General features: G+C 75.7%; 21 protein-coding genes and 1 pseudogene. 11 read left to right on the top strand and 11 right to left on the bottom strand.

Features of this window, described 5'->3' with window-relative positions; translation table 11 throughout:
* Positions 1-45: 45 nt before the first annotated feature.
* The 5 genes from MF605_RS00110 to MF605_RS00090 are packed head-to-tail and all read right to left on the bottom strand — an operon-like array spanning position 46 to position 5,172.
* On the bottom strand, positions 46-1,101 hold the full coding sequence (locus MF605_RS00110) for a siderophore-interacting protein (RefSeq protein ID WP_134416233.1): 1,056 nt from the start codon (positions 1,099-1,101) through the stop codon (positions 46-48).
* Positions 1,098-1,967, bottom strand: a complete 870-nt coding sequence (locus MF605_RS00105; RefSeq protein ID WP_078025655.1) for an ABC transporter ATP-binding protein — start codon at positions 1,965-1,967, stop codon at positions 1,098-1,100. The genes MF605_RS00110 and MF605_RS00105 overlap by 4 nt, the downstream gene beginning before the upstream one ends.
* Positions 1,964-3,034 carry a FecCD family ABC transporter permease gene (locus tag MF605_RS00100; RefSeq protein WP_078025656.1) on the bottom strand — a complete coding sequence of 357 codons (1,071 nt, stop codon included), beginning with the start codon at positions 3,032-3,034 and terminating at the stop codon, positions 1,964-1,966. The genes MF605_RS00105 and MF605_RS00100 overlap by 4 nt, the downstream gene beginning before the upstream one ends.
* Entirely contained in the window at positions 3,031-4,086 is a 1,056-nt protein-coding gene (locus MF605_RS00095) for a FecCD family ABC transporter permease (RefSeq protein ID WP_078025657.1), read from the bottom strand. The genes MF605_RS00100 and MF605_RS00095 overlap by 4 nt, the downstream gene beginning before the upstream one ends.
* Positions 4,087-4,095: 9 nt before the next feature.
* Positions 4,096-5,172: an iron-siderophore ABC transporter substrate-binding protein gene (locus MF605_RS00090; RefSeq protein ID WP_078025658.1), complete on the bottom strand. Its 1,077-nt coding sequence runs from the start codon at positions 5,170-5,172 to the stop codon at positions 4,096-4,098.
* A 202-nt stretch (positions 5,173-5,374) separates the two neighbouring features.
* On the opposite strand from MF605_RS00090, the gene MF605_RS00085 reads away from it, so the two are divergent.
* The 4 genes from MF605_RS00085 (at position 5,375) to MF605_RS00070 (ending at position 9,419) form a co-directional block, all read left to right on the top strand.
* Positions 5,375-6,118 carry a ubiquinone/menaquinone biosynthesis methyltransferase gene (locus MF605_RS00085; RefSeq protein WP_036314489.1) on the top strand — a complete coding sequence of 248 codons (744 nt, stop codon included), beginning with the start codon at positions 5,375-5,377 and terminating at the stop codon, positions 6,116-6,118.
* A 334-nt stretch (positions 6,119-6,452) separates the two neighbouring features.
* Complete coding sequence (locus MF605_RS00080) at positions 6,453-7,181, top strand: response regulator transcription factor (RefSeq protein ID WP_036314541.1); 729 nt, start codon at positions 6,453-6,455, stop codon at positions 7,179-7,181.
* A gap of 94 nt (positions 7,182-7,275) precedes the next feature.
* Positions 7,276-8,853, top strand: a complete 1,578-nt coding sequence (locus MF605_RS00075; RefSeq protein WP_225348784.1) for a HAMP domain-containing sensor histidine kinase — start codon at positions 7,276-7,278, stop codon at positions 8,851-8,853.
* Between the two features lie 140 nt (positions 8,854-8,993).
* Complete coding sequence (locus MF605_RS00070; RefSeq protein WP_061866758.1) at positions 8,994-9,419, top strand: WGxxGxxG family protein; 426 nt, start codon at positions 8,994-8,996, stop codon at positions 9,417-9,419.
* Positions 9,420-9,513: 94 nt separating this feature from the next.
* Here the strand turns inward: MF605_RS00070 and MF605_RS00065 are convergent, their stop codons facing one another.
* A complete protein-coding gene (locus tag MF605_RS00065) occupies positions 9,514-10,437 on the bottom strand; it encodes an ArgP/LysG family DNA-binding transcriptional regulator (protein ID WP_078025660.1) in 924 nt (307 codons plus the stop codon).
* A 69-nt stretch (positions 10,438-10,506) separates the two neighbouring features.
* On the opposite strand from MF605_RS00065, the gene MF605_RS00060 reads away from it, so the two are divergent.
* From MF605_RS00060 to MF605_RS00040, 5 genes are all read left to right on the top strand, one after another.
* Positions 10,507-11,337, top strand: a complete 831-nt coding sequence (locus MF605_RS00060) for a LysE/ArgO family amino acid transporter (RefSeq protein ID WP_227717951.1) — start codon at positions 10,507-10,509, stop codon at positions 11,335-11,337.
* Between the two features lie 25 nt (positions 11,338-11,362).
* On the top strand, positions 11,363-11,833 hold the full coding sequence (locus tag MF605_RS00055; protein WP_078025661.1) for an NUDIX hydrolase: 471 nt from the start codon (positions 11,363-11,365) through the stop codon (positions 11,831-11,833).
* 58 nt (positions 11,834-11,891) lie between these two features.
* Entirely contained in the window at positions 11,892-13,754 is a 1,863-nt protein-coding gene (locus tag MF605_RS00050; RefSeq protein WP_134416235.1) for an ABC transporter ATP-binding protein, read from the top strand.
* Between the two features lie 178 nt (positions 13,755-13,932).
* Positions 13,933-14,928: a putative endonuclease domain-containing protein gene (locus MF605_RS00045; RefSeq protein ID WP_134416237.1), complete on the top strand. Its 996-nt coding sequence runs from the start codon at positions 13,933-13,935 to the stop codon at positions 14,926-14,928.
* 118 nt (positions 14,929-15,046) lie between these two features.
* The gene (locus MF605_RS00040) at positions 15,047-16,057 is read left to right on the top strand and encodes a bile acid:sodium symporter family protein (RefSeq protein WP_134416239.1); all 1,011 of its coding nucleotides are present in this window, start codon (positions 15,047-15,049) and stop codon (positions 16,055-16,057) included.
* Positions 16,058-16,215: 158 nt separating this feature from the next.
* On the opposite strand, the gene MF605_RS00035 is transcribed toward MF605_RS00040, so the two are convergent.
* Together MF605_RS00035 and MF605_RS00030 are read right to left on the bottom strand one after the other, a co-directional pair.
* A complete protein-coding gene (locus tag MF605_RS00035) occupies positions 16,216-18,750 on the bottom strand; it encodes an FtsX-like permease family protein (protein WP_242821209.1) in 2,535 nt (844 codons plus the stop codon).
* A gap of 2 nt (positions 18,751-18,752) precedes the next feature.
* Positions 18,753-19,595, bottom strand: a complete 843-nt coding sequence (locus tag MF605_RS00030; RefSeq protein WP_134416241.1) for an ABC transporter ATP-binding protein — start codon at positions 19,593-19,595, stop codon at positions 18,753-18,755.
* Positions 19,596-19,676: 81 nt separating this feature from the next.
* Between MF605_RS00030 and MF605_RS12050 the strand changes: the two are divergent.
* Positions 19,677-19,871 (top strand): annotated as a pseudogene (locus MF605_RS12050) (hypothetical protein); the annotation flags it as partial.
* A gap of 115 nt (positions 19,872-19,986) precedes the next feature.
* The gene (locus MF605_RS00020; RefSeq protein ID WP_242821208.1) at positions 19,987-20,337 is read left to right on the top strand and encodes an SbtR family transcriptional regulator; all 351 of its coding nucleotides are present in this window, start codon (positions 19,987-19,989) and stop codon (positions 20,335-20,337) included.
* A gap of 13 nt (positions 20,338-20,350) precedes the next feature.
* Here the strand turns inward: MF605_RS00020 and MF605_RS00015 are convergent, their stop codons facing one another.
* From MF605_RS00015 to MF605_RS00005, 3 genes are all read right to left on the bottom strand, one after another.
* Complete coding sequence (locus tag MF605_RS00015) at positions 20,351-20,617, bottom strand: hypothetical protein (RefSeq protein ID WP_134416243.1); 267 nt, start codon at positions 20,615-20,617, stop codon at positions 20,351-20,353.
* A 396-nt stretch (positions 20,618-21,013) separates the two neighbouring features.
* Entirely contained in the window at positions 21,014-21,706 is a 693-nt protein-coding gene (locus tag MF605_RS00010) for a response regulator (RefSeq protein WP_012751126.1), read from the bottom strand.
* 38 nt (positions 21,707-21,744) lie between these two features.
* Positions 21,745-23,127, bottom strand: coding sequence for a sensor histidine kinase (locus tag MF605_RS00005; RefSeq protein WP_044659311.1), 1,383 nt, complete (start codon positions 23,125-23,127; stop codon positions 21,745-21,747).
* Positions 23,128-23,269 lie beyond the last annotated feature (142 nt).

Raw genomic sequence — 23,269 nt, 5'->3', positions numbered from 1 at the left:
CCGCCGGTGCGAGGGTGGAGCGGCGCGCGACCGCCACCCCACTCCTCAGCTCTCCGCCTGACCCTCCCGCCAGTAGCCCATGAAGGAGACGTGCTTCTTCGGCACGCCGCCGGGGCCCACGCTGAGCCGGCGCAGGGCGCGCACCATCGCGGACTCCCCGGCGAGGAACACGTAGGCCTCGGGCCGTTCGTCGGCCTCGAGGGCGGCGACGGTCCACTCGCGCTCGACGGAGGCCGCGGGCGGCGCGACCGGCCCGCCGGCGTCGTCGGGGTCCACGCCCAGCAGGGCGGCGAGGCGGGCGTGCGCCCAGGACCCCGACGGCGCCCCCGGCGCCCGGCGGCCCACGTGCAGGCGCACGCGGCCCCGGTCCGCCAGCTCCGTCACGGCCCGCCAGTCCCACGGCTCGGGGACGGCCAGGCGCTCGGCGATGAGGTCGGCGGCCTGCCCGTCGTGGGGCAGCTCGAGCACGAGGTCCGCCTCGCCGTCGAACCCGCCGAACGGGTCCGCGAGCTCCTCCGCCACGGACACCAGGGCGGGGACGGCGGTCTCGTCGCCCACGGCCAGCACACGGCGCGCCCCCGTCTGCCGCCACCCGGACCACGCCGGCGCCTCCGCCGAGGGCACCAGCACGTTCACCGCGTCCCCCGCCTGGACGGCGCGCGCCCAGCGCAGGCCCGGCCCCTGATGCGGGTCGGCGGGGTCGTCCGGGTCGCCGTGCAGCACCACGTCCACGGTCAGCGAGGGCACCTGCCGCCCGTCGAGCCGCACGAGCCCGGCCGAGCGCACCGTGTACGTGCGCATCCAGCCGCGCTCCTCCTCGGGGATGGCCAGGAACCCGGCGCGGAACCCGGCGGACAGGTCCGGGTCCGCCGACGTCCCGCCCGGCGGGGGGATCAGCAGCTTCACATAGGCGTCCCGGCGCGGCCGCGCGCCCCGGTACAGGGCGTGCAGGTCGGCGACGCCGGGCGGCAGCAGTCCCAGCAGGTCCCCGCTGGCGGCCTCCAGGTCCGGGCCCGCCAGCACGATCCGCCGGAACCCGCGGCACGGCTGCTCCACGGACACCACGCGCGTGTGCGCCACGATCATGCCGTCGGCGCTCATCGGCGGTCCCCGTCCCCGCGCGGCAGCACCACGGGGTGGCCCAGCAGCGGGTCGGCCACCACGTCCGCGTCCAGGCCGAACACCTCGGCCAGCACCTCCGGCACGATCACCTCGCCCGGCGTGCCCTGCGCCACCACCCGGCCCGCGGCCATCGCCACGATGTGGTCCGCGCTGCGCGCCGCCAGGTTCAGCTCGTGCAGCACCGCGACGACGGTCGCCCGGCCCCCGCCGCGCGGGTCCGGGAGCGCGCGCACCAGGTCCAGCACCTCCACCTGATGGCTGAGGTCGAGGTAGCTCGTGGGCTCGTCGAGGAGCACCACCGGGGTCTGCTGGGCGAGCACGAGGGCGAGCCACGCCCGCTGCCGCTGCCCGCCGGAGAGCGTGCCGGCCTCGCGGTCGGCGAGCTCCACGAGGTCGGTGCGCTCGAGCGCCGAGGCGATCGCGGCGTCGTCGCCGGCGGCCCGGCCGCCCAGGAGCCCGCGGTGCGGGTGACGGCCGCGCGCCACGAGCTGCGCCACCGTCATGCCCTCGGGCGCCACGGGATGCTGGGGCAGCAGCGCCACGGTGCGGGCGTAGTCGCGCGCGGACACGCGGGCGGCGTCCCGACCGAGCACCTCGATGCTCCCGGCGCGCGGGGCGAGCTGGCGGGTCAGGCCGCGCAGCAGCGTGGACTTGCCGCAGCCGTTGGCGCCGATGATCGCGGTGACGCGCCCGGCGGGCACGTCCAGGTCGAGGTCCGCGACGATCGGCGGCGCCGAGGCCGGGCCGTAGCCGAGCGTCAGGCCGCGCAGGCGGATCGCGACGTCGTCGGCGGCCCCGGCGCGCGGTGCGGCGGGGGACGGGACGGTGAGCGGGGGAGCGGTCATGCGGAGCGCACGCCTCCTGGGGTCCGGCCCTGGCACAGCAGCAGCCAGAGCATGAGCGGGGCGCCGGCGGCGCCGGTGAGCACACCGGTGGGCAGGGCGGCGCCGGTGAGCAGGGGGACGGCCTCGCCGGCCACGAGGTCCGCGAGCAGCACGAGCGCGGCGCCCGTGAGCGCCGCCGCGGGCAGGGAGGGCAGGCCGCGGGTGAGCCCGCGCGCCACCGGGGTGGCCAGCAGCGCCACGAACGCCAGCGGCCCCACGACGGCGGTCGCCACGGCGGCCAGCACCGCGCCGAGCCCCAGCGCCGCGGCCGAGGTGGGACGCGGCCGGGCGCCGAGGGCGTGCGCGAGGTCCGGGCCGACGTCGGCGGGGGCCAGCCGCGCGTGGAGCACCCCCGCCAGCGGCAGGGCGACCACGAGCACGCCCGCGAGCAGCGCGATGCGGCCCCACGTGACCCCGTTGAGCGAGCCGGCGATCCAGACGGTGGCCGACTGCAGGTCGTGCTGGGCCAGCGAGAGCATGGCCCCGGCCACCACGGCCTGGCCCGCCGCCGCCACCGCGATGCCGGCCACGACGAACCGCTCGCCCCCCACCGAGCGGGCCGTGGCGAACACGGCGACCACCGCCGCGAGGCCACCGATCAGTGCCGTGGCGGCGCGCATCAGGTCCGATCCTCCGCCGGTCTGCCCGGCGGTCGCCAGCATCCCCAGCACGACCGCCGCCGCGGCGCCCTGGGTGACGCCCAGGATGTCCGGCGAGGCCAGGGGGTTGCGCAGCGTGCGCCGGTAGAGCGCGCCGGCCGCGCCCAGGGCGGCGCCGGTGAGCACTGCGGCCACGGCGCGGGGCAGCTTCTCCTCCAGCACGATGAAGCTCGCTCCCGGGATCGTCTCCCCGCCCAGGATCCGCACGAGGTCCGGGACGGTCACCTGGTACGTGCCCCACACCACGCGCAGCAGGGCGAGGACCAGCACGGCCACGGCGAGGCCCGCGCAGGCCCCTCCGAGGCGGCGCCGGTCGGCGCGGCGCAGGCGGGCGACGACGTCGTCCGGGGCGGTGCACTGGAGGCTCATGCGGCCACCCCCGGGCGGCGCAGCAGCGCCAGCAGCACGGGCACGCCGAGCAGGACGGTGGTCACCCCGAGGTGGATCTCCCCGGGCGCCACGACGAGCCGCCCGGCGAGGTCCGCGAGGATCACGAGGACGGCGCCCCACAGGGCGCAGCCGACCATCAGGGCCCGCGTGCTCGGCGGCCGCAGACGGCGCAGCGCGTGGGGCACGAGCAGTCCCACGAACCCGACCGGCCCGGCCAGCGCCACCGCCGCGGCCGTGAGCAGCACGACCGCGCCCAGCAGCACCGCGCGCACCCGCTCCGGGCGCCCGCCCAGGCCGTGCGCGAGGTCGTCGCCGAGGGCGAGGGCGTCGAGCCCGGGGGCCACGGCGACGGCGGCGAGCAGCCCGACGGCGATCACGGGCGCCAGGGCGAGCGCCTCGCCGAGGTCGGCGCGGGCCACCGTGCCCACGGCCCAGAACCGCAGTCGGTCCTGGACCGTGGGGGAGAGCACGAGCAGCGCCGTGGTGCCGGCGGTGGCGCCGGCGGTGAGCGCCGCGCCGGCCAGCACGAGCGCCATGGGGGAGGGGGCGCCGGGCGTCCGGCCACTCCGTGTGGCGGCCGCCGCCACCGCGTAGCCGAGCGCGGCCGCGACCAGCGTCCCGACGGCGGCCAGCGCCAGCACCCCGAACGTGGAGCCGGCGACGCCGAGCGCCATGCCCGCCGCCACGGCCAGCCCCGCGCCGGCGGAGAGCCCGAGCAGCCCCGGGTCGCCGAGCGGGTTGCGGGTGGCCCCCTGCAGGGCGGCGCCGGCCACGGCCAGCGCCGCCCCCACGAGCGCCCCCGTCACCACGCGGGGCACGCGGGAGGCCACGGCCGCCGCCTCGATGCCCTCCGGCACGGGGTGCCCGGTGAGGATCGCGCCCAGGGTGTCGAGCGCCGTCGTCGCCGGCACGGTGCGCGCGCCGAGGGCGACGCCGGCCACGAGCGCCGCCAGCAGCAGCGCCGCGGGCAGGGCGCCCATCAGCACGCCCGCGCGGACGCGGGCCGGGGAGGCCAGGGCCGTGGACGGCATGGGGAGGGATCAGCCCTGCGCGGTCTTCGCGGCCTCGGCGATCGGCGGGACGACCTTCTCGAGCGCGAACGGGATGGACAGCGGGGAGATCGCGGAGACGGAGAGGACCTCCTGCTCGTCCGTCTGCAGGACGAGGGCGCCGGCCTTCACGGCCGGGATCGAGCCCAGCAGGGGGTCGGACTCGATGGCCTCGCGGACCGAGTCCTGGGCGGCCCAGGAGACGAACACGTCCGACTCCAGCTCGTCCGCGCGCTCGGGCGACCACGTGAAGAAGAACGCCTGGTCCTCCGGGGAGTTCTCCGTCACCACCGGCGCCTGCTCCATGCCGAGCAGCTCGAGGAACTTCGGGCGGTTGTCCACGTCCGTGTAGATGCTGATCTGGTCCGCGGCGGCGGGGTCGATGGTGCCGTAGACGAAGGACGCGCCCTGGAGGTCCGCGTGCTTCTCGCCCGCGTCCTTGATCTGCTGCTCGAGGTCCGCGATGAGCTCCTCCGCCTCCTGCTCCTTGCCGAGCACGCGGCCGATGACCTCCGTGGACTGCTGCCACGAGGTGCCGTAGGCGGGGACGTCCTTCGGGTAGGCCACGGTGGGGGCGATCTTCGAGAGGCGGTCGTAGTCCTCCTGCGTGATGCCGGAGTAGACGGCGAGGATGACGTCCGGCTTCACGGCGGCGATCGCCTCGGCGTCGATGCCGGAGGCCTCGGACCACTGCACGGGCTTCTGGGCGCCCTCGGTCTCGGCGAGCTTCGCGTCGAACCAGTCGGTGGACTTCTCCGCGTTCCCCCCGAACTCCACGGCGGCCATGCCCACCGGCACCACCCCGAGGGCGAGGGTCACGTCCTGGTTCACCCAGGACACGGTGGCCACGCGGGTCGGGCGCTGCGGGATCTCGGTGGTGCCGTAGACGTGCTCGATGCTGCGGGGGAACGCGGCGTCCCCGCCCGCGGCGTCTGACGACGACGCACCGGCCGACGAGGACGAGGCCGAGCCTCCGGCCGGGCCGGTGGAGCACGCGGCGAGCAGGAGGGTGAGCCCGACTCCCCCGCTGGCGAGGAGGGAGCGGCGGGACAGGGGGGACGGTGCCATGGTGGTGGCCTTTCACGGTCGCGACGCGCGGGCGCCGGGCGGAGGGGGTCGGGTCTGCGGTCGGAGGATGCGTCGGCCCTGCCGGGCCGGTATTAGCAAACACCGACGTGAGGTAACTCTGGAAGATTAGGGCAACCTAACTCCCCTGTGCAATCCCGGTGAGGGGCGTCGTCGGGGGAGGTGGGCGGGATACGGTGGCCTGGTGAGCCAGAACCCCCTCCCCGCCCCGCGCGGCGACGCGCAGCGCGGCGCCGCCGACCACCACGACCGGGTCTCCGCGATGTTCGACGCCATCGCCGGCCGCTACGACCTGATGAACGCCGTCATGACATGGGGTCAGGAGCCGCGCCTGGTGCGCCGCACGGTGGCGCGGGCCAACATCCCCGCGCAGGCCCGCGTGCTCGACCTGGCCACCGGCACCGGGGACCTCGCGTTCGAGGTGCTCAAGCAGCACCCCGACGCGCAGGTGGTGGGCGCCGACATCGCCGCCGAGATGATGGAGGTCGGCCGTGCCCGCGCGGGCGGGGACCGCATCGAGTGGGTCGTCGCGGACGCCACGGACCTGCCGTTCGAGGCCGGCTCGTTCGACGCCGTGACCCACGGCTACCTGCTGCGCAACGTCGCGGACATCCCGGCGACCCTCGCCGAGCAGTTCCGTGTGCTGCGCCCGGGCGGCTGGGTCGCGGCCCTCGAGACGTCGCCGGCGCCGGACAACGTGCTCAAGCCCTTCTCCTCCTTCTACATCCACCGGGTGATGCCACAGCTGGCGAAGCTGATCGCCGACCGGCCGGAGGCCTACGCGTACCTGTCCTCCTCGACGAAGGCGTTCCACACGCCGGACGAGGTCGCGGACCTCTTCGCCGAGGCCGGCTTCGTGAACATCGGGCACGAGACCCACATGTTCGGCACCCTGGCCACGCACTGGGCCATGAAGCCGGTCGACTGACGCGGGCCACGCGGCGCGGCGTCAGCACAGGGCGGCCCCGGTGGCGCCGCCGGATGCGTCAGGGCTGTGACGAGTCACGCTGATGTCCGCAATCCGAGAAGACTCTGGGCCGACCCGGCTGATCCGCGTAGCATGGGGCTCCGTCGAGGGGGGATCCGCGCACCCCCCGGCCTCCGGTCGCCGCCCGTCCGCCATCCCCCGGAACGGCGTCGCCCCTCCGTCGCGAGGCGCTCGTCCCCCGCAGCCCGCGACGTCCGCGTGGGCACCGTGAACCGTCTCTTGAACGTAGAGGAACCTTGTGAGCCCCATCCAGAGCACCACCGGCCCGTCATCCATGGCGGAGCTGAAGAAGGTCCTGCCCGAGCTCTCGCACCCGGACGGCGCGCCGGTGCGGGTGCTCGTCGTGGACGACGAGCCGATGATCGCCGACCTGCTCTCCATGGGCTTCACCCTCTGCGGCTGGGAGGTGATCGTGGCCCACGACGGCGCGACCGCCGCCGAGCTGGGCACCGCCGGCCGTCCGGACCTGGCGATCCTGGACGTCATGCTGCCGGACATGGACGGCCTGGACGTCCTGGATCGCCTGCGCGCCCACTGGTCGGAGATGCCCGCCATGTTCCTCACCGCCAAGGACGCGACCGAGGACCGCGTGGCGGGCCTGGCCGCCGGCAGCGACGACTACGTGACCAAGCCCTTCTCCATGGAGGAGGTGCTCATCCGCGCGCACCGGCTCGTGCAGCGCTCCGGCGTGGTCTCGGGCGGCTCCGAGGTGCTCGTGGTCGGCGACCTGGTGATGAACACCCGCACCCACGAGGTGACCCGCGGCGGCGACGAGATCGAGCTGACGGCCACGCAGTACAACCTGCTGAAGTTCCTCATGGCCAACGTCCGCACGGTGCTCTCCAAGGAGCGCATCCTGCAGGACGTCTGGGGCTACGACTTCGGCGGCCGCGCGAACATCGTCGAGCTGTACATCTCCTACCTGCGGAAGAAGATCGACGCGGACCGGGATCCCATGATCCACACCATCCGCGGCGCCGGGTATGTCATCCGGCCTGCCTGAGACCGCCGCGGTCCCGTCGGGGCACGGCAGCACCCGCCGCAGGCGGCCCACGTCGCTGGCCCGACGCATCGGCGCCGGCGTCCTTCTGATCCTGATGGCCACCATCCTGGCCTACTCGTTCTACGCGGCCGGCATCACGAAGGCCCTGCTGACCGAATCCGCCTCCCGGGACGCCTCCGAAGCATGGATCCGCGCCTCGGAGCAGCTGACGGCCCCCTCGCCGGGCGGAGGGGGCGACGGCGGCCCGGGGCAGGGGGACCTCCGCGTGCCGGGCACCCTCGGCCAGCCCGAGGGCACGGTGGTCGCGCTCGTCCCGCTCTCCGGTCTGGAGGAGCATCAGCAGGACGCCCTCATCGGGCACCGGGTCGGTGACGCCGGGGAGTCCGTGCCGCTCACGGCGCGGGAGGCCCACGACCTTCTGCACGCCCTCCGGGACCGGCCGGGCGGGCCGATGCTGGACGCCGTCGTCGGCGACGTCTCCTATCGCGTCCAGGCCCAGACCCTGACCGCGCCGGGCCCCTGGGTGGCCGCGGACCAGGTGCTCGTGGTGGGGGCGCCGACGGGCGCCATGTCCGACGTCACACGGCAGGCGCTGCTCGCGGTCGCCGTCGGACTGTCCGTCACCGTCCTCACCACCGCGATCCTGGTGACCCTGTGGCTGCGTCGGGGACTGGCCCCGCTGCGCGAGGTCGCCGCCGTCGCCGAGCGGGTCGCCCAGGTGGACATGGCCCGCGCCGGGCTCGATCCGGAGGACTCACGCATGCCGCCTCGGCTCCTGCAGGGGCCGGACGAGGTGGCCGTCGTCGCCCAGGCGCTCGACCGGTTCACCGGCTCGGTCGAGGCGGCCCTGGAGCAGCGCCGCGTGCAGGAGCAGCAGATGCGCCGGTTCATGGCGGACGCCTCCCACGAGCTGCGCACGCCGCTCGCCTCGGTGCGCGGCTACGCCGAGATGATCGCGATGACGGAGGAGCTCTCCGCGACCGGCCGGCGGTCGCTCGACCGGGTGCTGTTCCAGGCCGACCGGATGGCCGCCCTCGTGGACGACATGCTCCTGCTCGAACGGCTCGAGTCCGTCTCGCGCGGCCGGGCCATGGGCCTGGAGCCCTCCGAGGAGGTGGCGCTGGCCGAACGGGTGGATCTGTCCGAGGTGGTCCTCGAGGGGGTGATGGACGCCCGCGCGGCGTGGCCGGACCACACGTGGGTGGTGGACCTGCCCGAGGGGGTGGAGCCGGGCACCCAGCGGTCCGTCACCGGTGACCGGTCGCAGCTGGCCCGCGTGGTCGGCAACCTGCTCTCCAACGCGGCCAAGCACACCCCCGTCGGGACCACCGTCACGGCCTCCGTGCGGCAGGACCAGCCCCGGCCCGGCTTCATGCTCGTCAGCGTCCACGACGACGGCGGCGGCATCCCGGCCGACCGACACGCCACCCTCTTCCACCGCTTCGTCCGCGGCCCCGGGAAGGGCCGGACGGGCCCCCCGGGCACGGAGCCGTCCACGGGTCTGGGTCTGGCCATCGTGCGCTCGATCGCGCGCAGCCACGGCGGGGACGTGACCGTGGCGTCCGAGGGCGGGTGGACGCGTTTCGACGTCGTCGTGCCCTGCACCCCGGGGCGCGCCGGGCCGGGGGCTGCGGGCTCCTGCTGCGGCTCCGCCCGGGCCGGCCGGCCCTGACCCCGGGACGGCAACCGTTGACGTATCCCCACCCCCCTATGCGTACGGTGCCTGTGTATGACCGACAGGGTCGTCCGGGACTTCCGGCCGATCCACCCCGACGCCGGTCGGCGCAGGCCGCCGGTGAGAGGAGCACGATCATGACTGACATCCGCCGCACCGCCACCGCCCTGACCCTCGGCGCCGCCGTCGTCACCGGCCTCGGTGCCCCCGCCGCCGTCGCGCAGACCACGGCCCCGGCCACCGAGACCGCCACCACGGCACCGGCCTCCGAGTCGCCCGCCCCCCAGGAGGAGGAGAAGGACGACAACGGCAACTGGGGCCTGTGGGGCCTGGCCGGCCTGCTGGGCCTCGCGGGCCTGGCCGGTCGCCGCAAGCGTGAGGTGCACGCCGAGCCCGTGCGCCGCGACCACCACGTGGCCGGCGCGCACCGTGACCATGACGTGCACCGCGTGGACGACCGCGCCGGCGACGTGCGCACCGAGGGCGCGGACGCCCGCCGTCGCGAGGCCGACGGCACCCTGGGCGACGCCACCCGCCGCCCGGGCACCGGCGACGCCCGCTGACCCGACCCCGGCCGCCCCGAGCGGCCCGTGACCGCGACCCCCGCCCCTCCGGCGGGGGTCGCGGTGTGTCCGGGGCGGGTCTCGAATGCGCCCGTCAGTCCGCGGTGTCCCCCGCCGAGGGCGCGGCGCGCAGCACCGCGTCCGTGAGGCGGTCCAGAGCCGCGGTCCCGGCCGTCCAGCGCTGCCAGTGCAGGTGCACGTCGGCCGCGCCGAGGGCCGGGATCGTCTCGAGGTCGGGGTGCCGGCCCTCGAGCACGCCCGGCGGGATCTGCACCGAGGGGAGCATGCCCCAGCCCAGCCCGAGCTCCACCGCCCGCAGATACGCGTGCACGGACGGCACGAGGTGGGTCGGCGGGTCGGCCACGGGCCGGCCGCGGGTGACGCGGCGCAGCACCGTGTGCTGCAGGCCGTCACGGGGGCCGTAGTCCACGATCGGCAGCGAGCCGAAGTCCACCCGGCCCCGCGCGTCGCGGTGCAGCTCCAGCAGGAAGGACGCGCACACCGCGTGATAGCGCATCGTGCCCAGCGGGGTGGAGGTGCACCCGGCCACGGGCGTGGGGTCGTCCGTCACGGCGGCCACGACCGCGCCGTCCCGCAGCAGGACGGCGGTGTGCTCCTGGTCCTCGGACTGCATCTGCAGGACGACGTCGTCCCACGTCGCCGCCTCGCGCAGCACGGGCTCCCACCACGTGTCGAGGGAGTCCGCGTTGAGGGCCACGCGCAGCGGCACGCGGCCGCCGTCACCCCGGCCGAGCGCGGCGAGCGTCTCGTCCTCGAGCGCGAGGGTCTGCCGGGCGAGACGGAGCATGCGCTCTCCGGCCGCGGTCGGCCGGACGGGGACGGTGCGGGCCAGGAGCACCTGGCCCACCTGCCGCTCCAGGGCCTTGATCCGCTGCGAGAAGGCCGAGCCGGAGATCCGCAGGGAGTCCGCGGCGGCGTCGAAGGTGCCGTGGTCGACGGCCGCGACGAGGGCGCGCAGGTGGTCGGAGTTCATGCGGTCCAGGGTAGGGGTGGCCATGACGGATGTCTTCAGATCCTGAAGAAGATCGCGATGGCACGGACGTGGGACGGCTCCTATCCTCGCTCGGTGACCATCTTCGCCACCGGATTCCTGACCTACCTCGCCCTCATCGTCGCCATCGGCGCGCAGACCCTGTTCCTGCTGCGCCAGATCGTCCGACGCGACCGCGTGTGGACCGTCCTGACCGTGTGCTTCGTGGCCGATGTGGCGCTGCTCGTGCTCGGCGCCGGCGGCGTGGGCGTGGTGGCCGAGCGCTGGCCGTGGCTCGTGCCCGCGCTGACCGTGGCCGGCGTGGTCTACCTCCTCGGGTTCGCCGCGGGCGCGCTGCGCTCCGCCTGGCGCGGGGACCGGACCCTCAGCACCGCGGCCGCGGACGTCGAGGGGACCGGGCACGGCCCCGACCGCATCGACCTCGCGGTCCTCACCGGTGAGCTGCCGCTGATCGACCCGGTGACCGGCCGCCTGGCCGAGCGCGAGCCGGCCGGGGCCGGCGTCGGGCATCACGACGACGGCGCGCCCGGCTTCGGCGCCCCCTCGGGCGGCGGGTCGGTGACGGTGCGGCAGCGCGTGCAGCCGCGCCGCGTGGCGCTGGACCGCCCGCAGACGCCGCTGCCGCGGATCATCCTGCTGGCGCTGTCCGTCTCCCTGGTGAACCCGCACGCCATCCTCGACACCGTGGTCATGATGGGCACCTTCGCGCAGACATTCGGGGCAGCGAAGTGGGCGTACGTGGGCGGCGCGGTGGCGGCCTCGCTCGTGTGGTTCACCGCGCTCGGCTGGGGCGGCACCAAGCTCGCCCCGTCCATGGACTCGGCGCGGACGTGGCGGATCGTGGACGCCGTGGTGGGCGTGCTCATGCTGGGAATCGCCGTGAAGGTGGGGCTCACGCTCCTCTGAGCCGCGCGGGGAGGATGATGGGGGCATGAGTCCTTCCCCCTCCGACTCCGCCCGCACCCCGACCGTCACGGCCGGGGAGGTCATCCGCGTCTCCGCCGTCGTGCTGGCCCGCCCGGACCGCCGCGTGCTGACCGTCCGCAAGGCCGGCACCGCCATGTTCATGTTCCCCGGCGGCAAGCACCTGCCCGGCGAGGCCCCCGTGGACACCGCCGTCCGCGAGGTGGCCGAGGAGACCGGGCTGCGCCTGCGCCCGGACGAGCTGACCCGCCTCGGCGCGTGGGACACCGCCGCCGCCAACGAGCCCGGCGCCGCCCTGCACTCGGAGGTGTTCGCGCTGTGGCGGCCCGTCGCCCGGCACGAGGTCCCCGAGCCGACGGACGAGATCGTCGCGCTGCACTGGATGGACCCCGCCGCCCCGGCCGCACCGGGCGGGCACGGCGTGGCCCCGCTGCTGCACCCCGTGCTGGCCGCCGTCGCCGCCACGCCCCCGTTCTGACGTCAGCGCGGGCCGACCGGCCCGCGCTGACGTCCGCCCCGGCCACTAGCCTGGCCCGGTGACGTCGCTGCTCCGCATCCTGCGCTTCGCGCCCCAGCTCAACCGCCTCTACCTCGGCATCGCCGTCAGCTCCGTGCTGGCCGCGGTGCTGGCCCTGGCCACCCCGTTCCTGATCGGTGCGGCCACGGACCGGATCGTCGCCGCCGTCGCGGGGGAGACCGACGTGGCCGAGGCCGTCACCGCGGTGACCTGGCTGGCGGTCGCGTTCCTCGCCGTCGAGGTGGCGACCACCCTGGTGGTGAGCGTCGGCGGCTACTGGGGCGACGTGATGGCCGCACGCATGCGCACCATCCTCTCCACGCGGTACTTCGAGCAGCTGCTGCACCTGCCCCAGCGGTACTTCGACACCGCGATCACCGGGCGGGTCGTCAACCGGTTGAACCGCACCATCAACGAGCTCACCCAGTTCCTGCAGTTCTTCGCGAACAACGCGTTCACCATGCTCATCACCACCGCCGCGGTGCTCGTGATCACCGCGTTCTACTGGTGGCCGCTGGCGATCCTGCTGGCCGTCGTCTTCCCCGTGTACATGTGGCTCACCGCGCGCACCTCCACGAAGTGGCAGGTGTGGGAGGGGGAGAAGAACACGGAGGTGGACATCGCCTCGGGGCGGTTCGCCGAGGTGGTCTCCCAGATGTCTGTGGTGCGGGCCTACAACCGGCAGGACCACGAGCTCAGCGGGTTCCGCGACCGGTTCCTGCGGACCGTGGGAATCACCCGGCAGCAGTCCCGGTTCTGGCACGGCATGGACGCCGGGCGCCGGCTCGCCCTGAACGTGGCCTTCGGCGCGATGTACCTGATCGTGTTCGTCCGCACCGCGCAGGGCCTGTTCTCCGTGGGCGACATGGTGATCCTCCTGCAGCTGATGAACATGGCCCGGCAGCCGATCTTCTCCATGAGCTTCCTCGTGGACTCCGCCCAGCGGGCCGTCGCCGGGTCGAAGGACTACTTCGAGGTGCTCGCCGAGGAGCGCGAGCGGGCCGGCGGGGCGGCGCTCGCGGTGGCGGGCGCGGACGCACCGCGCGCGCCGGCGGAGCCGCGGGCCGACGTCGTGGCGGGTGCGCCGGACGTCCCCGCGGACGTGCCGGCAGTCCGCTTCGACGAGGTCTCCTTCGCCTACGACGCCGACGCCTCCCGCCCCGTGCTGGACCGCGTGTCCTTCGACATCCCTCAGGGTGCCAGGGTGGCGCTCGTGGGCGAGTCGGGCGGCGGGAAGTCGACCATCGCGCACCTGCTGCTGGGGCTGTACCCGGTGACGAGCGGACGCATCGAGGTGTTCGGACAGGACGTCGCCGGGCTGGACCTGGCCGCGCTGCGCGGGCGGATCGCCACCGTGTTCCAGGAGCCGAGCCTGTTCTCCGGGACGGTGCGCGAGAACATCGCCTACGCGGACGCCGACGCCTCCGACGAACGCGTCCGGGCCGCGGCGAAGGCGGCGTTCGCGGACGGGTTCGTGGAGGCGTTCGACGACGGCTACGAGCAGGTGATCGGCGAGCGGGGGCTGCGGCTGTCCGGCGGGCAGAGGCAGCGGATCGCGGTGGCGCGGGCCGTGCTGAAGGACGCGCCGATCCTTGTGCTGGACGAGGCCACCTCCGCACTGGACACGAAGTCCGAACGGCTCGTGCAGGCGGCCCTCGAGGACCTGATGGTGGGGCGGTCGAGCCTGATCGTGGCGCACCGGCTGAGCACGATCGCGTCCGTGGACCGGATCGTCACGCTGCGCGGCGGGCAGGTGCAGGAGATCGGGACCCCGGCCGAGCTGGCCGCGTCCGGCGGGATCTACGCGCAGCTGCTCGAGCTGCAGAGGGCCGGCACCCAGGAGGCCCGGAAGATGCTGAAGGAGTACGGGCTGAGCGGGTGATCCCGGAATCTTCTGCGGATCCGACCCTTCCGAGCGCTGCGCGGCGGCCCGGAAGGGTCAGATGTGCAACGGATTCCCCGCGCGCGGCAGGACGCCCACGACGACGTCGCCCCGACTCCGCCGCATGGCCTGTGGACAACCCGACCCGCCGACGTCGGGAGCGAGCAGGATCGGGGCCATGCGCGTGCCCGGACCCTTCCCCGCCCACCTCCAGGACGCCCCGTTCACGCGGGCGCAGGCGCTGGCCGCCGGGGTGTCCGGGTCGCGGCTGCGCAGCCGGGACGTCGAACGCGTCACGCACGGCCACTACCGCTGGATCGGCCCCGTCACCGGGGCGACGCCGCCCGCGCGTCCCCTCGCCACCGAGCTGTCCCGGCTGCAGGACCTGGCGGCGATGCGTCCCGACGTCGTGGTGACCGGAGAGTCCGTGGCCCGGCTGCTGGGCTGGCCCCTCCCGGACGACGTGAAGGCCCGGGTGCGTCCCACCGTCCTGCGGTCCCGCACCCGCCGGGTGCTACGGGAGCCCGGCGTGCGCACCCGGCTCGTGGACCTGGACCGCGTCCTCGTGCGGAGGGACCGGCTGCACGGGCTGCGATGGACCTCGCACGCCGACACCTGGTTCCACCTGGCCACCGTCCTGGACCGGGACGCGCTCGTGGCGGTGGGGGGTCGGCTGGCACGGGAGGACGAGCGGCGGGGGAAGGTCGCGCTGGCCACCCGCCGCGACCTCGGCGCCGCGCTCGAGCGGCACACCGGCGAGGCCGGGATCGTGCGGGCGCGGGAGGCGCTGGCGCTCGTGCGCACCGGGTCCGACTCCCCGGTCGAGACCGAGCTGCGCCTGGCGCTGATGGCCGCGGGGCTGCCCGAGCCGGACCTGCAGATCGAGCTCTGGGACCCCGACTACTCGCTGTGGCACCCCGCAAGCGCGGACCTCGGCTACCGGCGGTGGCGGATCGCGATCCACTACGAGGGCAAGACCCACGACGGCGCCGCGCAGGTCGGCAAGGACACCCGCCGGGACGCGGTGTTCCTGCGTCAGGGCTGGCTCAACATCCGGGTGGCGGGGACGGACCGGTGGCGGGGATTCGTCGAGACGGTGGCGCTGGTGCGGGCCGCGATCGCGGAGCGAGGCGGTCTCGACGCCGGTGGCGCGGAGGATCGTCTGCGGACCTGACCCTTCTGGGGCGGGAGCGGACGTCCAGAAGGGTCAGAGGCGCAGAAGATTCCGGAAGGCCGACGACGGCGCCGCGTCACGCGACGACGCACCGCGGTCGCGCTCCTACCATGACGGGATGACCGCACCGGATCCCGCCCCCACCGACGCCCGCCGCGCGGAAGACCGCTCCGCACGCATCGCCGTCACCGTCTTCCCGCTGCTGGTGCTCGCCGCCGCGCTCGTGGGCTTCCTCGCCCCGACCGCCGCGAAGACGCTGCTGCCCCAGGTCAACCTGTTCCTCGGGATCATCATGTTCGGCATGGGCCTGACGCTGACCCTTCCGGACTTCGGCCTCGTCGCCCGCCGACCGCTGCCCGTGCTGCTGGGCGTGGTGGCGCAGTACGCGATCATGCCGCTGCTGGGGCTCGGCGTCGCCGTCGTGCTCCAGCTGCCACCCGAGCTCGCGGCGGGCGTGATCCTCGTGGGCTCGGCCCCGGGCGGCACGTCCTCGAACGTGGTCAGCTACCTCGCCCGCGCCGACACCGCCCTGTCCGTGGCCATGACCTCCGTGTCCACGCTCCTGGCTCCGCTGCTCACGCCGCTGCTCACCCTGTGGCTGGCAGGCCAGTACATGGCCGTCGACGGTGGCGCCATGGCGAAGTCCATCGTGAACATCGTGCTCCTGCCGGTCCTGGGCGGACTCGTCGTGCGCCTGCTGCTGCGCCGCGTCGTCGACCGCGTGCTGCCCGCCCTGCCGTGGGTCTCGGTGGTGTTCATCGCGCTGGTGGTGGCCGCCGTCGTCGGGAACAGCGCCTCGCGCGTGCTGTCGGCGGGCCTGCTGGTGTTCGCTGCGGTGGTGCTGCACAACGGGCTCGGCTACCTGCTCGGCTACGGCGCGGCGAAGCTGTTCCGGCTGCCCACGCCCGTGGCGCGCACGGTCTCGATCGAGGTCGGCATGCAGAACTCGGGCCTGGCCGCGGGCCTCGCCGCGCAGTACATCTCGCCGGCGGCAGCCCTGCCGGGCGCCGTGTTCTCGATCTGGCATAACCTCTCCGGGGCCGTGCTCGCGATGGCCTACCGCCGTGCGGACGGCCGCAGGGCCGCGGGCGCCCCCGGCTCGGCCCCGGCGAATCGTCTGCGGAACTGACCCTTCTGAGGCGGGATCAGACCCCCCAGAAGGGTCAGTTCCGCAGACGATTCCGGACGGTCGACGACGACGCCGGCCGCCGGGCAGCGCGCGAGTGAGGGCCGTGGCGTGGCCCGGCTCACACCGTGGCCCGCCCGCTCACACCGCGCCCCGCTCGCTCACACCGCGGCCAGGCCCGCCACGGGGCTCAGCCGGGCCGCCCGACGCGCGGGCAGCAGCGACGCCGCCAGGCCGGCCAGCGCCGCCACGGCCACCACCAGCCCGAGCTCGAGCCACGGCACGACCGGGCGCACCGCGGTCCCGGCGCCCGCGGTCGCGGAGAGGTCGGCGAGGACCAGCTGCGCCCCCGCCCAGCCGTAGCACACCCCGAGGGCGCAGCCCAGCACGGCGGCCACGGCCGCGATCAGCACGGCCTCGATCGCGATCGCCCCGCGCAGTCCGCCTCGCGTCAGGCCGAGGGCCCGCAGCAGCGCGTTCTCGCGCGTCCGCTCGATTACGGACAGGCTCAGCGTGTTCGCCACGCCGATCAGCGCGATCAGCACGGACACCGCCAGCAGCGCCACCACGATCCCGAGCATCGCGTCGATGATCCGGGCGTAGAGCGCGCGCTCGCCGGCCCCGCCGTCGATCACGGCCGCCCCGTCGCCCGCGGCCCGGGTCACGTCCTCGCTCAGGCCCTGCAGGCGGTCGACGGGGACGCCGGGGTCGAGGGCGACGAGCAGCTGGCCCGGCACGGCGGCGTCCGCGGCTCCGTCCCACCCGGCCTCGCGCAGCGGCTCGGCCGCCACGTACACGCCGGAGCTCAGCGAGCCGGCGCGCACCGGGGCGAACGTCTGCGCGGCCCCCGCCACCTCCGCGCGGACCGGATCCGCCTCGACCCAGTCGGGCACGAGCGCCGTGCCGGGGTCGCCGAGGCCGGTGACGCCCTCGGGCAGGCGCGCGACGACGGCGCGCAGGTCCGCCGCCGGCGTCGCCAGCACGGGGGACCCGTTCTCCGTGGTGCCCACGGGGGTGGCCAGGGCCACCGCCTGCACGTCCTCCGTCGCGGCGACGGCCTCGGCCGCGCGGGCCGGGTCCGCGTCGGCGGGCAGCTGCACCACGAGGTCCACCGGGTAGGCGGTGTCCAGGGCGAGGGCCGTCTGCTCCTGGGCGGTGCGCCCGCCGGTGAGGAACAGCGCCACGAGGGTGGTGCCCACGAGCAGGGCCGCGGCGGTGGCAGCGGTCCGGGACCGGTGGCGCACCGCGTTCAGCCCGGCCAGGTGCCCGGGGACGCCGGCCGGACGCGCCAGCACGGCCGCCCCTCGCACCGCGGCGGGCACGAACAGCCGTGCCAGCAGGAGCACGCCCACGAAGCACAGCGCGCCGCCGCCGATCGCTGAGACCGGCTCCCGGACGGACACACCCCCCAGCATGAGCGCGGTGCCGCCGACGGCCAGCACCAGCCCGATCGCCGCGCGGACCCGGCCGCCGCGCGATCCGGCGGTCACCTCGTCCTTGGGCCGCAGGGCCTCGAGCGGGGCGACGCGCGTCGCGGCCACCGCGGGGGCCAGCGCGGCCAGGACCGTCACCGCCACACCCACGGCCACCGAGACGGCGAGCCCTGCCGGGTGCAGCCCGAACGTGAGGAACGGCAGGTCCAGCATCGCGCGGGCGGCCGCGGCCACGCCGGCCACGATCGCCACGGCGAGCCCGGCGCCCAGCACGGAGCCCACCACGCCCACGACGGCGGCCTCGGTCAGCACGGAGGCCCGCACCTGGGCCGTCGTCGAGCCGATGGTGCGCAACAGCGCGAGGTCACGGGTGCGCTGGGCCACGAGCACCTGGAAGGTGTTCGCGATGACCAGCGCGGTCACCAGCAGGGCCAGCGCCGCGAAGCCGCCGAGCACCCAGCCCAGCAGGTCGGTGCCGCCGCTCAGCTGCGTCACCGCCGAGCGCACGGCCTCGTCCGGGGTCGCGACGTCGACGTCCACCCCGGCCGCGGCGGCCTCGGCGCGGGCGGCCTCGGCGACGGCGGGGACGTCCGCCCCGTCGGCCAGGCGCAGCAGCAGATGGGGGGTGAACCCGGCCTCCCCGTCCTGGCCCTGCACCGCGGTCAGCGCCGCGGACGAGGCCCACACCTGCGCCTGCCCGGAGAGCATCGGGTCGGGGGAGGGCTGGGTCAGGCCCGTGACCACCGCGTCGAGCGGCGTGGTGGCCGGGGCGGGCCCGGACTCGCCCGCCAGCGTGACGACGTCGCCCACGGCCACCCCGTGCCGGTCCGCGGTCTGCGCGTCGAGGGTGACGCCGCGGGCGTCGTCGGCGGCGGGCAGGGTGCCGGCGGTCACGGTCAGGCCCGCCAGGGCCGGGTCGCGGGGCAGGGGCATCACCGTGGTGCCGAACTCGGCGTCCGCGGCGCGGGCCGTCGCCCACGCCATCCGCAGGGCGTACGCCTCCTCGACGCCGTCCAGGCGGGCCAGCGGGCCGGGCTCGGCACCGGTGCCGGCGAGGTCGCAGACGTCCTCGGACCCGCCCGGCAGGACCACGAGGTCGGCGCCGGCGTAGGTGCTGCCGAGCGTGGCGCGCAGGGTGGCCTGCGCCGTCGAGGAGACGAGGAAGGAGGCCGCGAGGAACAGGGTGCCGATCAGGATGGCCAGCACCAGGGAGACGTAGCGGCGCGGCTGGGTGCGCAGCTGGGAGAGGGCGACGGTCCACATGGTCAGCGCACCCCGCCCTCGGCCGGGGCGGACAGGGCGGTCAGGGCCGCGGTGACGGACTCGACCGTGGGGTCCACGAGCTCGCCGGCCAGCCGGCCGTCCGCGAGCAGCACGACGCGGTCGGCGGCGGAGGCGGCCACGGGGTCGTGGGTGACCATGATGACGGTCTGGCCCATCTCCCGCGCGGACCGGCGCAGCAGGCCGAGCACCTCGGCGGAGGTGGCGGTGTCCAGGTTGCCGGTGGGCTCGTCCCCGAACACGACGTCCGGTCGGGTGAGCAGGGCGCGGGCGACGGCGACGCGCTGCTGCTGACCGCCCGAGAGCTCGTGCGGGCGGTGGCCCAGCCGGTCCGCGAGGCCCAGGGCCCGGGTGATCTCGTCCAGCCACGCACGGTCCGGGGTGCGGCCGGCCAGCTCGAGCGGCAGCACGATGTTCTGCTCGGCCGTGAGCGTGGGCACGAGGTTGAAGGCCTGGAACACGAAGCCCACGCGGTCGCGGCGCAGGCGGGTCAGGGCGGTGTCGTCCAGTCCTGTGATCTCCGTGCCGCCGATCCTCACGGAGCCCGAGGTCCGCGCGTCCAGCCCGGCCAGGCAGTGCAGGAGCGTCGACTTGCCCGACCCCGAGGGCCCCATGATCGCGGTGAACGCGCCCGAGGCGAAGTCCACGTCCACCCCGCGCAGGGCGTGCACCTGCGCGTCACCGCGCCCGTAGGCGCGGGTGAGGCCGCGGGCGCAGACGGCGGGCGCCGTCGTCGTGGTGGCGGACGACGACGGCGTGCCCGGCCCCGGCGCGACGGGGCCGGGGGTCGTGGGGGAGGCGGGGTGTGCGGGGGAAGCGGTGTCCATGGCGGCCACTCTCCCGCGCGGACCCGGCGGAGCGGATCGGAGGACGGGACCACCTCCGCGGGCGGCGGGTCATGCCCGGGGATGAGGCGGGCCGGCGAGGCGTGGACCCGAGGGCGTCAGGCCCCCGCCGCCGGGCGGTGCGGGGCGGAGTGGGATGATGGGGACATGAGAGCCGACGCCCGCGCCAACCGCCAGGACCTGCTGGCGGCCGCCGGCCGTCTCATCGCCACCCAGGGGGCGGCGATGTCCCTGCGCGGGGTGGCGCAGGAGGCCGGGGTCGGCGTGGGGACGCTGTACCGGCACTTCCCCACGCGTCGGGATCTGCTGGACGCCGTGCTCGAGGACGTCGTGGCCCGCACCGGGGGGGATCCTGCAGGCCTTCCTCGACGGGGTGGGCGGGGACGAGCACGGCGGCGGGGCCGAGGCGCGGTGGCGGCGGCTCGCCGAGGACCTGGGGGCCGTGAACCTGGCCTCGCTCGCGGCGGCCCGGGACGACTTCGACCCAGCCGACCGGCCGCCCGAGGCCCTCATCGCCGAGGCCGAGCGTGTGATCCTCGAGCTCGCGGACCAGGTGGTGGCCGAGGCGCGGCGGGCCGGGCTCGTGGGCCCGGACGTGACCGGGGCGGACTACCTGTTCGGCCTGCTCATGGTCACCCGGTCGCCGGAGTGCGAGCTGCTGGGCCACGGCCCGGACCAGCGGGGCTGGCTGCTGGACACGTACCTGCGCGGTCTGCGGCCCTGAGGGCGCGGCCGGGTCAGTCGCCCGGGGTGTCGTCCTCCAGGGCGGGGCGGGCGGTGGCCCACGCGACGGCGCCGGCGAGCAGGCCGGCGCCCGCGGTGAGTGCCAGGCGGAGCAGCCCCTCGACGCCCGTGAACAGGCTCAGGCCCAGCATCACGACGGCGGCCGTCACCAGCGCCACGAAGAAGGCCACGCATTCACTGTCCCGCTGCGCCTGCTCGGCGGCTGGGTCGGAGGCGCGGGACGTCGTCGGGGTGGGGTGGTCCAGGATGCTGCCGGTCATGGTGCCTCTCCTCCAGTGCGCGTCGGGCCGGGGCGGCCATCGGCGCGTGCACCGCGGCGGCGGACCCGCTGCGGGGCCTGCGTCCAGCATCGCGGAGGGGGTGGGCGCACCGGCAGGGCCATGAGGATGAACCTCGGGGCGTCCGACTCATACCCAGGTATGACCTGTGATTGTGCTGACAGGCGCCTGGGGAGAGGCTCAGGGAAGGGCCCCGCCGCCCAGGCCGGCCGCCGAGGCCGGCCGCCCCGGCCGACCGCCGAGGCCGGCCGTCGAGGCCCGCCGCCCAGGCCCGCAGACACGCCGCTACGACGACGGCGTAGCGGCGCGTCTGCGGGCCTCGACGAGGGGTGGGGCAGGGGCTAGGGCGGGGGCTGCAGGGCGTGCCGGAACGGCGGGTCAGAACTGCACGAGGCCCGCGCGGTGGGCGATGAGCACGGCCTGCACGCGGTCGCGGGCGCCGAGCTTGGCCAACACCCGGCCCACGTGCGTCTTCACCGTCGCCTCGGAGAGCACGAGCTCGGCGGCGATCTCCAGATTCGCGGCGCCCTGCGCCATGAGCACCAGCACCTCGCGCTCGCGCGGGGTCAGCGACGCCACGGCCGCCTGCTGCTCCTCGCACTCGGCGCTGCGGACCTGGTCCGAGCGCAGACGCGGGGCCATGTGCGTCAGGAGCCGGCGCGTCGTGGACGGGGCGATCACGGCGTCGCCCCGGTGCACCGTGCGGATCGCGGCGAGCAGCTCCTCGGGAGGGGCGTCCTTGAGCAGGAAGCCGCTGGCGCCCGCCTCGATCGCGTCGAACGCATACTCGTCCAGGTCGAAGGTGGTCAGCACCACGACGCGCGGGGCATCCGGCCGGCGCAGCAGCGCGCGGGTGGCCTCGATGCCGTCCATCTCCGGCATGCGCACGTCCATCAGCACGACGTCGGCGCCCGCCACGGACACCGACGCCACCGCCTCGCGCCCGCTGCCCGCCTCCGCCACGACCGTCAGGTCCGGCTGCGAGTCCACGAGCATGGCCAGCCCGGACCGGATCAACGCCTGGTCGTCCACCAGGGCCACGCGGACGGGGGCGGTCTCCTCGGAGCTCATGGGGTCATCCTCTCAAGTCGGGCGGGGGCGGCCACCCCTCACACCGCCGAGTACGGCAGGTGGGCGGACACGCGGTACCCGGTCCCGACGCGCGGCCCCGTCTCGAGCGTCCCGCCGAACAGGGCCGTCCGCTCGGCGGCCCCCCGCAGACCCTGGCCGCTGCCCCGGGTGGCGGGGTCGGCGGCGGCGCCGCGGCCGTCGTCGTCGATCTGCAGGTCCAGGCCGCGCGCCGTCCAGGCGAGCGTGACGAACGCATCCGCGTCCGGCCCGCCGTGGCGCAGCGTGTTGGTGAGCGCCTCCTGCACGATCCGGTACGCGGCCAGCTCACCGCCCGCCGGCAGCGCACGGCGGGGCGTGTCGGTCTCCAGCAGGGACACCTCGAGTCCGGACAGCCGCATCGTCTCCACGAGCGCGGGCAGGTCCGCGAGCCGCGGCTGGGGCCGGCGGCCCGGGGGCAGGCGGGCGCCGCGGCCGTCGGGGGCGGCGACGACGTCGGGACGCGTCCCGGTGGGGTCCGCGCGGTCCGGGGCGGGGTCGGCGGGTCGCCGGGTGTCGTCGTCCGTCACGCCGGGCACCCCGGCCACGGTCTCGCCGGTCTCGCGGAGCACGCCGGGCAGCTGGCGCATGTCCGCGAGCGCGGAGCGGCCGGTCTGGCCGATGGTCTCGAGCGCGGTGACCGCGAGCGCGGGCTTGGCGGCGGCGGCGTACCGGGCACCGTCGGCCTGGGAGATGATCACCTGCAGGGAGTGGGCGACGATGTCGTGCATCTCCCGGGCGATGTGGCTGCGCTCGTCGGCGGCGGCGAGCTCGCGCTCCTGCCGGGACTGCACCTCGAGGCGGTGGGCGCGGTCCTCGAGGGCGCGCACGGTGAGGCGGCGGTTGCGCACGACGTCGCCGAACGCCCACGCGGTGAGCACCATGAGTCCGCAGCCGATCGCCATGATGACCATGGCCAGCGGCTCCGCGGGGGAGCGGACGGTGAGGCCGTCGGGGGTGACGAACTGCGCCGGGAACAGCCACACCTTCACCCCGTTGGCCACGCCGCCGACCAGCCCCGTGAGGAGCCCGGCCACGGAGATGCTCCGGGGCGCGTTCGCGGCGAGGTTGTAGACGGTGAGCGGCACCATCAGCAGGGACAGGCTGAACTCGGGCCCGGCGAGCAGGTGCAGGACGGCCGCGGCCGTCACGACGGCGGCCGAGGCCACCGGGCGCACCCGACGCACGGCCCACGGCAGGACCATGCCGGCCCCGGCCAGGAGGGAGACGGCCGTCTGCCGGCCCTGGGGGTCCGGGGCGACCATCGGCCCGAGCGCGATCCACGGCAGCGCCACGAGCACGGTGAACAGTGCCGCGGCGGCCATCACGTCGGTGCGCACGGGGTGCAGGCGCGTCCACTGGTCGAGGCGGCGCAGGGGGTTCACGCGGGCCAGCCTAGGTGTTGTGGGTCATGAGGTTCTTGGCACGAGGGCCGGGCTGAGATGAGACGAGCGGGCCTCTCCCGCAGGATGGAAGTTCCTCAACAACCCACCTGCCCGAAAAGACCCACTCATGACTCACGCTAAC

This window comes from Micrococcus luteus (genome assembly GCF_022664405.1).
Lineage (GTDB): Bacteria > Actinomycetota > Actinomycetes > Actinomycetales > Micrococcaceae > Micrococcus > Micrococcus luteus.
This window is presented reverse-complemented; position numbering and strand designations above follow the sequence as displayed.

Coding starts and splice junctions, on each gene's coding strand:
- MF605_RS00110 (WP_134416233.1), bottom strand. CDS start 1,101: ATGAGCGCCGACGGCATGATCGTGGCGCACACGCGCGTGGTGTCCGTG.
- MF605_RS00105 (WP_078025655.1), bottom strand. CDS start 1,967: ATGACCGCTCCCCCGCTCACCGTCCCGTCCCCCGCCGCACCGCGCGCC.
- MF605_RS00100 (WP_078025656.1), bottom strand. CDS start 3,034: ATGAGCCTCCAGTGCACCGCCCCGGACGACGTCGTCGCCCGCCTGCGC.
- MF605_RS00095 (WP_078025657.1), bottom strand. CDS start 4,086: ATGCCGTCCACGGCCCTGGCCTCCCCGGCCCGCGTCCGCGCGGGCGTG.
- MF605_RS00090 (WP_078025658.1), bottom strand. CDS start 5,172: ATGGCACCGTCCCCCCTGTCCCGCCGCTCCCTCCTCGCCAGCGGGGGA.
- MF605_RS00080 (WP_036314541.1), top strand. CDS start 6,453: ATGGCGGAGCTGAAGAAGGTCCTGCCCGAGCTCTCGCACCCGGACGGC.
- MF605_RS00075 (WP_225348784.1), top strand. CDS start 7,276: ATGGCCACCATCCTGGCCTACTCGTTCTACGCGGCCGGCATCACGAAG.
- MF605_RS00070 (WP_061866758.1), top strand. CDS start 8,994: ATGACTGACATCCGCCGCACCGCCACCGCCCTGACCCTCGGCGCCGCC.
- MF605_RS00065 (WP_078025660.1), bottom strand. CDS start 10,437: ATGGCCACCCCTACCCTGGACCGCATGAACTCCGACCACCTGCGCGCC.
- MF605_RS00055 (WP_078025661.1), top strand. CDS start 11,363: ATGAGTCCTTCCCCCTCCGACTCCGCCCGCACCCCGACCGTCACGGCC.
- MF605_RS00045 (WP_134416237.1), top strand. CDS start 13,933: ATGCGCGTGCCCGGACCCTTCCCCGCCCACCTCCAGGACGCCCCGTTC.
- MF605_RS00040 (WP_134416239.1), top strand. CDS start 15,047: ATGACCGCACCGGATCCCGCCCCCACCGACGCCCGCCGCGCGGAAGAC.
- MF605_RS00035 (WP_242821209.1), bottom strand. CDS start 18,750: ATGTGGACCGTCGCCCTCTCCCAGCTGCGCACCCAGCCGCGCCGCTAC.
- MF605_RS00030 (WP_134416241.1), bottom strand. CDS start 19,595: ATGGACACCGCTTCCCCCGCACACCCCGCCTCCCCCACGACCCCCGGC.
- MF605_RS00015 (WP_134416243.1), bottom strand. CDS start 20,617: ATGACCGGCAGCATCCTGGACCACCCCACCCCGACGACGTCCCGCGCC.
- MF605_RS00010 (WP_012751126.1), bottom strand. CDS start 21,706: ATGAGCTCCGAGGAGACCGCCCCCGTCCGCGTGGCCCTGGTGGACGAC.